This window comes from Blautia luti (assembly GCF_033096465.1).
Classification (GTDB): domain Bacteria; phylum Bacillota; class Clostridia; order Lachnospirales; family Lachnospiraceae; genus Blautia_A; species Blautia_A luti.
In genome coordinates, this window is the sequence record NZ_AP028156.1 from 352,068 (window position 1) to 362,500 (window position 10,433).

11 protein-coding genes (1 of these 11 only partly in view) are annotated in these 10,433 nt (G+C 45.5%); 10 read left to right on the forward strand and 1 reads right to left on the reverse strand.

Going from position 1 to position 10,433, the window contains the following annotated elements:
• Positions 1 to 50: 50 nt before the first annotated feature.
• The 7 genes from dnaX to R8695_RS01620 all read left to right on the forward strand — a co-directional run bounded on the left by dnaX (position 51) and on the right by R8695_RS01620 (position 6,562).
• Positions 51 to 1,664 carry a DNA polymerase III subunit gamma/tau gene (gene dnaX, locus R8695_RS01590; RefSeq protein ID WP_154780553.1) on the forward strand — a complete coding sequence of 538 codons (1,614 nt, stop codon included), beginning with the start codon at positions 51 to 53 and terminating at the stop codon, positions 1,662 to 1,664.
• Between the two features lie 39 nt (positions 1,665 to 1,703).
• Entirely contained in the window at positions 1,704 to 2,060 is a 357-nt protein-coding gene (locus tag R8695_RS01595; RefSeq protein ID WP_118509806.1) for a YbaB/EbfC family nucleoid-associated protein, read from the forward strand.
• Complete coding sequence (recR, locus tag R8695_RS01600) at positions 2,060 to 2,659, forward strand: recombination mediator RecR (protein ID WP_118509808.1); 600 nt, start codon at positions 2,060 to 2,062, stop codon at positions 2,657 to 2,659. The genes R8695_RS01595 and recR overlap by 1 nt, the downstream gene beginning before the upstream one ends.
• A gap of 31 nt (positions 2,660 to 2,690) precedes the next feature.
• Complete coding sequence (locus R8695_RS01605) at positions 2,691 to 3,803, forward strand: LacI family DNA-binding transcriptional regulator (protein WP_154780552.1); 1,113 nt, start codon at positions 2,691 to 2,693, stop codon at positions 3,801 to 3,803.
• A gap of 324 nt (positions 3,804 to 4,127) precedes the next feature.
• Positions 4,128 to 4,781, forward strand: coding sequence for a fructose-6-phosphate aldolase (gene fsa, locus R8695_RS01610; protein ID WP_118509812.1), 654 nt, complete (start codon positions 4,128 to 4,130; stop codon positions 4,779 to 4,781).
• Positions 4,782 to 4,796: 15 nt separating this feature from the next.
• A complete protein-coding gene (locus tag R8695_RS01615) occupies positions 4,797 to 5,636 on the forward strand; it encodes a transketolase (protein WP_118509814.1) in 840 nt (279 codons plus the stop codon).
• Positions 5,624 to 6,562, forward strand: a complete 939-nt coding sequence (locus tag R8695_RS01620) for a transketolase family protein (RefSeq protein ID WP_118509816.1) — start codon at positions 5,624 to 5,626, stop codon at positions 6,560 to 6,562. Before R8695_RS01615 ends, R8695_RS01620 begins: the two co-directional genes overlap by 13 nt.
• On the opposite strand, the gene yyaC is transcribed toward R8695_RS01620, so the two are convergent.
• Positions 6,535 to 7,083 carry a spore protease YyaC gene (gene yyaC / locus R8695_RS01625; protein WP_154780551.1) on the reverse strand — a complete coding sequence of 183 codons (549 nt, stop codon included), beginning with the start codon at positions 7,081 to 7,083 and terminating at the stop codon, positions 6,535 to 6,537. The two genes, R8695_RS01620 and yyaC, sit on opposite strands and share 28 nt — an antisense overlap.
• A 161-nt stretch (positions 7,084 to 7,244) precedes the next feature.
• Here yyaC and R8695_RS01630 point away from each other — a divergent pair, with 161 nt between their 5' ends.
• The 3 genes from R8695_RS01630 to R8695_RS01640 all read left to right on the forward strand — a co-directional run.
• Complete coding sequence (locus R8695_RS01630) at positions 7,245 to 8,516, forward strand: LysM peptidoglycan-binding domain-containing protein (RefSeq protein ID WP_154780550.1); 1,272 nt, start codon at positions 7,245 to 7,247, stop codon at positions 8,514 to 8,516.
• 112 nt (positions 8,517 to 8,628) lie between these two features.
• Positions 8,629 to 9,876, forward strand: coding sequence for a DUF5711 family protein (locus tag R8695_RS01635; RefSeq protein ID WP_154780549.1), 1,248 nt, complete (start codon positions 8,629 to 8,631; stop codon positions 9,874 to 9,876).
• 10 nt (positions 9,877 to 9,886) lie between these two features.
• Positions 9,887 to 10,433, forward strand: the 5' portion of a protein-coding gene (locus R8695_RS01640) for a CvpA family protein (protein WP_118509822.1). The gene runs 161 nt beyond the window's last position; only the first 547 of its 708 coding nucleotides appear in the window; its start codon is at positions 9,887 to 9,889; the stop codon falls past the right edge of the window.

Genomic DNA, 10,433 nt, shown 5'->3' on the forward strand with positions numbered 1-10,433 from the left:
CGCGGGAATTTTTTCCGCGGCGGCTGTGATAATAAGAAGGAGTTTGTTCAATGAGTTATACTGCCCTTTACAGAAAATTCAGACCAGACAATTTCACAGATGTCAAGGGTCAGGATCATATTGTGACAACTTTGACCAATCAGATCAGGCATAACCGCATCGGCCATGCCTATCTGTTCTGCGGGACCAGAGGAACCGGTAAGACCACAGTGGCGAAGATCCTTGCCAAAGCGGTCAACTGTGAACATCCGGTCAATGGAAGTCCCTGTAATGAATGCGCTATGTGTAAAGCAATCCAGGCAGGAACTGCCATGAACGTGATCGAGATTGATGCTGCATCCAACAACGGTGTAGATAACATTCGAGAGATCAGAGAGGAAGTTTCCTACCGCCCCACAGAAGGTAAATACAAAGTCTACATCATCGACGAGGTTCATATGCTTTCCACGGGAGCGTTTAATGCGTTGCTGAAAACACTGGAAGAACCGCCGTCCTATGTCATGTTCATACTGGCAACTACGGAAGCGCATAAGATCCCTATCACGATCCTGTCCAGATGCCAGCGCTATGATTTCCACAGGATCACCATAGACACCATCGCTGCCAGACTGGAGGAACTTCTGAAAATAGAAGGAGTGGAAGCAGAGGAAAAAGCAATCCGCTATGTGGCGAAGGCGGGAGATGGATCCATGCGAGATGCCCTCAGCCTGCTGGATCAGTGCATTGCCTTTTATCTGGGCCAGACTCTCACTTATGATAAAGTGCTTGAAGTTCTGGGTGCGGTGGATACAGAGGTATTCAGTAAGCTTCTGCGAAAAGTGATCCAGGGGGATGTGACTGCATCCATCCATATTCTGGAGGATCTGATCGTAGGCGGCAGGGAACTGGGCCAGTTTGTAGGAGACTTTACCTGGTACATGCGAAATCTTCTGCTGGTGAAGACTTCAGAGGATCCGGAGGAAGCGATTGACGTATCTTCTGAGAACATGAAGCTCCTGAAAGAAGAGAGCACCATGCTGGATGTGGAGACATTGATGCGCTATATCAGGATCTTTTCAGATCTGTCCAATCAGATCCGGTATGCCACTCAGAAGAGAGTTCTGGTAGAGATCGCGCTGATCAAACTGTGCCGTCCTGCCATGGAGACCAACCTGGATTCTGTTCTGGACCGTCTCCGTGTTCTGGAACAGCGTATGGATGAACGTCCAGTGCAGCAGGTGATCGTACATAGCGCAGCCGGAGAAAATGGCACACAGCAGACAGTGCTGGCCGGCAGCCCGCAGAAGGCTCCGGCGAAAGCGGCACCTGAAGATCTGCAGAAGATCGTGGCTGGCTGGAGGGTGATCACAGGCCAGGCTACAGGAATGTTCAAACAGATGCTCCAGAAATCCATTCCGAAATATAATGGAGAAACAGGTGAACCGGTGCTTTATGTGGAATTTCAGGACTTCCTGGGCCAGACTTATGTAGATAATCCGGAGGCGAAGAAAGAGCTTCAGGATATCATTGCCGCGCAGACCGGAAAGACTGTAGAGATCCAGATGCTGGTAGCCAATCAACATCAGCACACGAATCTGGCAAACATTACAGTGGACCAGGCAATCAGAGACAATATCCATATGGACGTTGTCTTAGAAGAAGATCCTGAGGAAACTGAAGAATAACTAAGATATGAAATATATAGAAAAAAGGAGGATACCACAATGGCTAAACGTGGAGGATTCCCGGGTATGGGTATGCCGGGAAACATGAACAATCTTATGAAACAGGCGCAGAAAATGCAGCGCCAGATGGAAGAGAACCAGAAAGCACTCGAAGAGAAAGAATTTACAGCAACTGCAGGGGGCGGAGCTGTAGAAGTAACTATCTCCGGTAAGAGAGAAGTGACCAAAGTGAAACTTCAGGAAGAGGTAGTAGATCCGGATGATATTGAAATGCTGGAAGATCTCATCGTAGCAGCTACCAATGAAGCACTCCGCAAGGTAGATGAGGAATCCACAGCAGTAATGTCCAAGCTGACAGGCGGTCTGGGCGGACTTGGAGGAGGCCTTCCATTCTGATGGAATACTACAGCAGTCATATTAACAGGCTTATTGAGCAGCTGTCCCATCTTCCCGGGATCGGTGCGAAATCTGCACAGCGGCTGGCATTTCACATCATGAATATGCCGAAGGAACAGGTACAACAGCTGACCTCTTCTATTGTGAATGCCAGGGAGAATGTGCAGTACTGCAAGTGCTGTTACACGCTCACGGACAAAGAAATGTGTCCTATCTGCAGCAATCCGAAAAGGGATCATTCTACCATCATGGTGGTGGAGAACACCAGGGATCTGGCAGCTTATGAGAAAACCGGTAAATTCGAAGGCGTTTACCATGTGCTTCACGGAGCTATTTCCCCTATGCTGGGGATCGGGCCGGATGATATCAAGCTGAAAGAGCTGATGCAGCGCCTTGCAGGTGAAGAGGTAAAAGAAGTGATCATTGCCACCAATTCCAGCCTGGAAGGGGAAACTACAGCCATGTACATCAGTAAGCTTATCAAACCTACAGGGATCAAAGTCAGCAGGATCGCCAGCGGCGTTCCGGTAGGCGGAGACCTGGAGTACATTGACGAAGTAACTCTTCTGCGTGCCCTGGAAGGAAGGGTAGAGCTCTGATCCAATAAAAAACGATAAAGGAGGAGTCTTTTTGCCAAGAAAGAAAGCAACTTCTTCTGATGTGGCGAAGAAGGCAGGAGTATCCCAGGCAACTGTTTCCATGGTCCTGAACAGGAAGTACAATGTTTCTTTTTCCCGGGAAACCATAGAAAAGGTGGAGCAGGCTGCCAGAGAACTGGATTACCATCTTCCGGGCCGCAAAAATAAAAAAGACAGCAAAAAGGAGAAACTGATCGTTGTCTTTTGTCCCACCCTCACCAGCCCGTACTACGTGCTCCTGCTTCAGGGAGTAGAGGCAGTAGCGAACAAGCAGGGATATGGCGTCTTTATCTGTAACACCCAGAGGGATGCCCGGCTGGAGGAGACGTATCTTAGGATGATGCACACCATCCAGCCCCAGGGAATTATCTACAGCTGCAATCCCAACCCGGATTTCCAGCAGCAGGTAGAGGAACTGGCACGGACGATCCCTCTTGTTATTATCAGTAACAAGGAGAAGACCACCACAGTAGATGCCATCAATCAGGACAATACAGTGGTGGGAAAAATGATGGCCAGGCATCTGCTTGATCTGGGGCACAGAGATGTGGCATTTATCACTCCGCCGCTGACCAGAAGGCAGTGGCAGAGAACCAAGCGTGTAAATGGTTTTGTAAAGGAATTCGAGAAAGAAGGGCTGAAGGAGCATGTGATCATAAAAGCAGCAGATGAGTCCATAGATTCAAGAATTCCCCGGATGGATACGGAGTATTCCATGGGGTATGAGCTGACCCGGGAACTTCTGGAGGAAGGCAGGCAGTTTACCGCCATTGCTGGCCAGAATGACATGATGGCCATCGGTGCGCTGGATGCACTCCACGAGGCGAAGGTTCATGTACCGAAAGATGTGTCGGTGATCGGATGCGATAATATTTTCTATTCCGGCATCCGGAGAATTTCCCTCACAACCATCGATCATTTCGTAGTGCTGAAAGGCCAGGATGCATGTGATATTATCCTGCGTAAGATCGATGCCAGGGAAAGAGCCCTGACAGACTCTGCACCTATCAGTCTTTACAATATTGAATACACGCCGAAACTCATATCCAGGCGCACAACCGGGTATGCAAGAACCTGGAAGAACCCTACCGGGAAAAATAATTAAATACGCCATACGAAATTATTAATAATAATTTGGAATTTCAAAATACGATCAGATATAAGATATCCTGTAGAAATCTGTATAAAAGCCTGATTGATAATCCTTTAACAAGGCAATGGGAATTAATAAAAAATATAATTATTAATAGAAAAATTATTAATAATTTTTTCGTACACTTGACCTTCCTGTGAAGTCTGATATAATGAAAATATCAACAAAAGAACGCTTATGTGAAGCAAAAATTACGACTGTTCACATACTGTTGACCTGCGAAGCAGATTATCGTCAGCAGAAAGAACAGGAACCAAAATCAGGAGGGTTAAAAACATGAAATTTTTTATTGACACAGCGAAAGTAGAAGATATTAAAGCCGCTAACGATATGGGAGTGATCTGTGGTGTTACTACAAACCCATCTCTTATCGCAAAAGAAGGAAGAGATTTCAACGAAGTAATCAAAGAGATCACATCTATCGTAGACGGACCGATCAGCGGTGAAGTGAAAGCTACAACAACAGACGCTGAAGGCATGATCAAAGAAGGCCGTGAGATCGCAGCAATCCATCCAAACATGGTTGTTAAGATCCCGATGACAGTAGAAGGTCTGAAAGCAGTTAAAGTTCTTTCAAAAGAAGGAATCAAAACAAACGTTACTCTGATATTCACAGCTAACCAGGCACTTCTTGCTGCAAGAGCTGGTGCAACCTATGTTTCTCCATTCCTTGGAAGACTTGATGATATTTCTACAAGAGGCGTTGACCTGATCCGTGAGATCGCTGAGATCTTTGAAGTAGCAGGAATTGAGACAGAGATCATCGCAGCAAGCGTAAGAAATCCAATCCATGTAACAGACTGCGCACTTGCAGGTGCTGACATCGCAACTGTTCCGTACAGTGTAATCGTGCAGATGACGAAACATCCTCTGACAGATGCAGGTATTGAGAAATTCCAGAAAGATTATAAAGCAGTATTCGGCGAATAAGGAGAATTTACCATAATGGAAAAATTAGAACTTCAGAAAATTGCAAACGAAGTCCGTAAAGACATCGTAACAGCAGTACATGCTGCAAAAGCAGGACATCCGGGCGGATCCCTGTCAGCAGCAGATGTATTCACTTATTTATATTTCGAAGAATTAAATATTGATCCTAAGGATCCTAAGAAAGCTGATCGTGACCGTTTCGTACTTTCAAAAGGCCACACAGCACCAGGTTATTATTCTGCACTTGCAGAAAGAGGATTTTTCCCGAAAGAAGACCTGAAGACTCTTCGTCATCTGGGATCTTATTTACAGGGACATCCGGATATGAAACATATCCCGGGTGTTGATATGTCCAGTGGTTCTCTTGGACAGGGAATCTCTGCAGCAGTAGGTATGGCACTTTCTGCTAAATTAAGCAACGAAAGCTATCGTGTATACACCTTATTAGGTGACGGTGAGATTCAGGAAGGTCAGGTATGGGAAGCTGCTATGTTCGCAGGCCACAGAAAACTGGACAATCTTGTAGTGATCGTAGATAACAATGGACTTCAGATCGATGGTAAGATTGACGATGTATGTTCTCCATACCCGATCGATAAGAAATTTGAAGCATTTAACTTCCATGTGATCAACGTTGCAGACGGAAATGATATGGATCAGTTAAAGGCAGCTTTTGATGAAGCTAAGGCTACCAAAGGAATGCCTACAGCAATCATTATGAAAACTGTTAAAGGAAAAGGCGTTTCCTTCATGGAAAACCAGGCCGGATGGCATGGCAAAGCTCCGAATGATGAGCAGTATGCACAGGCAATGGCAGACTTAGAAAAGGTAGGTGAAGCATTATGTCAGAAGTAAAGAAGATTGCAACAAGAGCAAGCTACGGCGCTGCACTAGTTGAATTAGGTAAGAAACATGACAACCTGGTCGTTCTGGACGCTGACCTTGCTGCAGCTACTCAGACAGGTATGTTCAAGAAAGAATTCCCGGAACGTCACATCGATTGCGGTATTGCTGAGTGCAATATGATGGGTATCGCTGCAGGTCTGGCTACCACAGGAAAAGTTCCTTTTGCCAGCACATTCGCTATGTTTGCAGCAGGACGTGCTTTCGAGCAGGTTCGTAACTCCATCGCATATCCGAAGATCAATGTAAAGATCGGCGCTACTCACGGCGGAATCTCTGTAGGTGAAGATGGTGCTACCCATCAGTGCTGCGAAGACTTCGCACTTATGAGAGTAATCCCGGGAATGGTTGTTGCATGCCCTTCTGATGATATCGAAGCGAAAGCTATGGTAAAAGCAGCTTACGAGCATGTTGGACCTGTATATATGAGATTTGGACGTCTGGCAACACCTGTCATTAATGACAGACCAGATTATAAATTTGAATTAGGTAAAGGTATCGTCCTTCGTGAAGGAAAAGACCTTACCATTATCGCAAACGGTCTTTGCGTAGCTCCTGCTCTTGAAGCAGCAGAGAAGCTTGCAGCAGACGGTGTAGATGCGAAAGTGATCAACATTCATACGATCAAACCTCTCGATGAAGAACTGGTAGTTGCAGCAGCCAAAGAAACAGGCAAAGTTGTAACTGTAGAGGAACATTCTGTAATCGGCGGACTTGGCGGCGCTGTATGCGAATGCCTGTCTGAGAAAGCGCCAGTACCTGTAAAACGTATCGGTGTAAACGACGTATTCGGCGAATCAGGCCCTGCAGTAGCTCTTCTTGAGAAATATGGCCTTGATGCAGAAGGCATCTACAAACAGATCAAAGAGTTTGTATAATTCAGGATTCCTTGTGTGATGGTATCTGCCAGGGAGATCACCGTAGACAGCCGGGTGGTCTGCAGAGTCAGCTGCTCCAGCACACCTGATATGTTTACAATACCTGTAATATGAATATCACCCACAGGAGGAAGTTCTTTCTGAACTCCGGCACCTGGGTACAGTGCGCCATCAGCGATGGTCACGTATCCCAGGTGCTTTTTTTGTCCCAGAGAGGCATCAATGGCGATCACCAGGCTCTGAGGGTGTATGGAACGGATCATGCGGGAGACTTTTTCCAGATTTAAGGCATGTACAGGATCTTTCAGAGTACCGTAAACATAAATATCCTGGAGATCCAGCCTGTCCAGGAGCTGGTGCCCGATATAAGGACCCAGGCAGTCTCCTGTCACCCGGTCGCTTCCGATGCACAAAAAGACCAGTTCAGACCATTTGCCCGGATGATGCAGAATACATTTTTTCAGAAAGAATGCGATTTCCTGTGAAGAGTTGTTCTCTTTTGAGTTTACATAAAATACCATGGAAAAATCCTCCGGAAATACTTTTGCTTTATCATATCCCACGCCCGGGCAAATTATGCATGGCGCAAAATCTGTCGGCAAATTCTTATAAATCCCTCTTACAAAGTGCTAAATTCCGCAATCTTCCTGTGCTATTCTGTTAGCCGAAGGGGTGATTGGACATGATAGAAGTCATTTATAAGGAGGAGAGCCAGGAAACACAGGACAGTGAGGGGACATTTGGACTGCCCAGAAATATACGGCAGATCGGACTGATCGGGGATGACTGCAGGATCTATATGGAGGATTATGTGTACACCTTCCTGGTAAGACTCGCCAGGTCAGAAAAAAAGCCGGAAGAACAGGAAGCGAAAACAGCGGTGCTTACAGGGGAAACGAAGTACAGGGGAGGAACCCTGTATCTTTTTATTAAAGGTGCCATTATCGCGGAGGATATGGAAGCGGCTCAGGATCACATAGACTTTTCCGTTGAAGTATGGGAAAAGATTCATCAGGCGCAGAAGCAGTACTTCGAAGATCAGGAGATCGTGGGCTGGTTTTTCTCCGGACCTCAGCTTGCTCTGGAGGTGACGGAACTTCTGACCAGAGTACATCTGAAGCATTTTGGAGGTGAAAAGGTACTGATGCTGATGGAGCCGCAGGAGCATGAAGATGCCTTTTTCCGCTATGAAAATAATGTCATGGTAAGACTGGAAGGGTATTATCTCTATTACGAAAAAAATCCATGCATGCAGAATTACATGCTTGAAAAAAATAAGGAACTTCAGCCGGAGATCACGGAACAGTACGAAGACAAGGCAGTAAAGGATTTCAGAAAGATCATCACGGATAAGAAGGAAGAGAAGAAGGAGAATACAGCTCCTTCTGTTTTTTCTTATGGACTGACTGCATGTCTGGCTATTGCTGTGCTGACTGTGGGGGTGAATTTTTACCGAAATTACCAGGGGCTGGATGAAATACAGAATACAGAAGCGCAGACAGCATCTGTGATCGTAGAAGAGATCACGGCTGTGCCTACAGAGACGCCTGTACCTGCCAAAACTGCAGCAGTACAGAAAAAGAAAGCCGTACAGACAGTCAGTGCCGGGAAGAAAAAGAAAACGCAGGATACAAAACAGACAGCGGCTGCTTCGGATAAGACCGAACAGGCGCCTGATACAAAGAAACAGACAGACAAATCTGAACAGATTTATAAAGAAGAGGCAGATGAAAGAAAAGCTCAGAAAAGGGTAAGAGATGCTGCGCAGAAAGAGAATGAGGCAGCTGCTTCAGATGCAGTGCAGGAATCCTATGTAATACAGCCGGGGGATACCCTTTTTCAGATCTGTATGGACAGATACGGCAGTTCAGAAGAAATCAGGGAAATCTGCGAGATGAACGGCATAACTGTGGATGAGATCATTTATCCGGGACAAGTAATTGTACTACCTTAGAAAAATGTGCTATAATGTACAGAAAATGTAACTGTGAGGTACTGATCAGTTACCAGAAAATAATGACTGACGTCCGGGATTTCCGGACAGTGGATCAAGGTAAGGATGAAAAATGGCAAATACATTAAAAAAAATGATGAAGCAGCATAAAAAGAAAAAGCTGGCAGCAGAAAGAGCCAGACTTGCCAGGCTTCAGGGGAAACCGGCAGGCAATCATCAGGATGATTATGCGGCCAGATTATCCAGGCATAAAAGAAAGGTACTGAAAAAAACTGTATTTACAGTAGCTGTTATTGTGGCGGCTGTTACAGGAATCACTTTCTATGTGGAAAAAAGAAGCTATCACAATTATAAGGTGGTACAGTCCAGTGAACAGGAGGATGTAGTTTCTACCAGTTATCTGGAGATGGACGGTGATATTCTACGTTACAGTCCGGATGGGGTTTCGCTGGTTTCTGACAGTATGAGCACTATCTGGAGCGAGAATTATCAGATGCAGAATCCTGTGGCTGATGTAAACGGAACCCACGCAGTGATCGCAGATAAAGATGGTACTGCACTGGAAATCTACGACAAATCCGGGAAAACAGGAAGTATTACAACTTCATACAGTATTGTGAAGGCAAAAGTGTCCAAAAGCGGAGTGGTGGCTGCCATTCTGGACGGCGGAGATGATACCTGGATTGATTTTTACAGTACTGATGGAAGCCTGATCGCCGAGAACCAGACGAAAGTGGATGATCCGGGATATCCTATGGATGTGGCGCTTTCGGATGATGGTGTGATCATGATGGTTACGTATCAGTTTGTAGAAGGCAGTGATACCACAAGTTATGTGGCATTTTATAATTTCGGGGATGTGGGCCAGAATGAGGATGACAGAATTGTCAGTGGTTATAAATACGAGGGCGTGGTAATACCGCAGATCCAGTATCTGAGCAATAACCGCTCTGTAGCACTGAAGGACAATGGCTTTACTATTTATCAGGGAAGCCAGATCCCGAAGGAAGTAAAAACAGTAGAAACTGATAAAGAGATTGTCAGCACTTTCTATGATGATGACATGATCGGTATGGTGTTCAAGAATGACAGCAAAGATAAGCAGTATACGATGGAAGTTTACACCACAGAGGGGAAACTGAAGTTCAAACAGGATTTCAATATTCCTTATACAACGATCAAACTCAGCGGTGGAAATATTCTCATGTATAACAGTTCCCAGATGTGTGTGATGAACAGCAGGGGAGTACAGAAATATATGGGATCTGTAGATGGAACGATCAAAGATTTCTTTAAGATCGGCTGGAACAGATACATGCTTGTACTGGACAGCGGTGTAGATGTGATTAAACTCAGTTAGGAGGAAAATAATGACCTTGACATGGCTTGGAATTGTGGCAGCAGCCGGTCTTGCTTTTTCCTGCTGGCGAAGTTACAGAAGAGGGCTGATCCGCGAGGTGGTATCTCTGCTTCTGGTGTTCTTTTCTATGGGAGTAGTATGGTTTATCAATCCATATGTGAACGAATTTATATGTGAAAATACCTCCATATATGAGAACGTACAGGAAAACTGCAGGCGTTTTGTAGAAGAAAAGGGGAATGAGTCCTCTTTTGTGTCCGGAGAAAATCAGAATACCGTGATCAATAACATGGAACTGCCACAGCTTCTGACAAATGGTCTGCTCAACAATAATACAGCAGAGGTTTATCAGTATCTGGCAGTAACTACATTTTCGGACTATATTGCACAGTATCTGGCAAGGATGGTAGTGAACGGAATTTCTTTTATGATTTCCTTTGTTCTGGCAACTCTGCTGATCCGATGCATTACCTGGATGTTGAACCTGATCTCAAGACTCCCGATTATCAATGGGGTAAACAGGCTGGCAGGTGCATTTTTTGGAGCAGCCAAATATA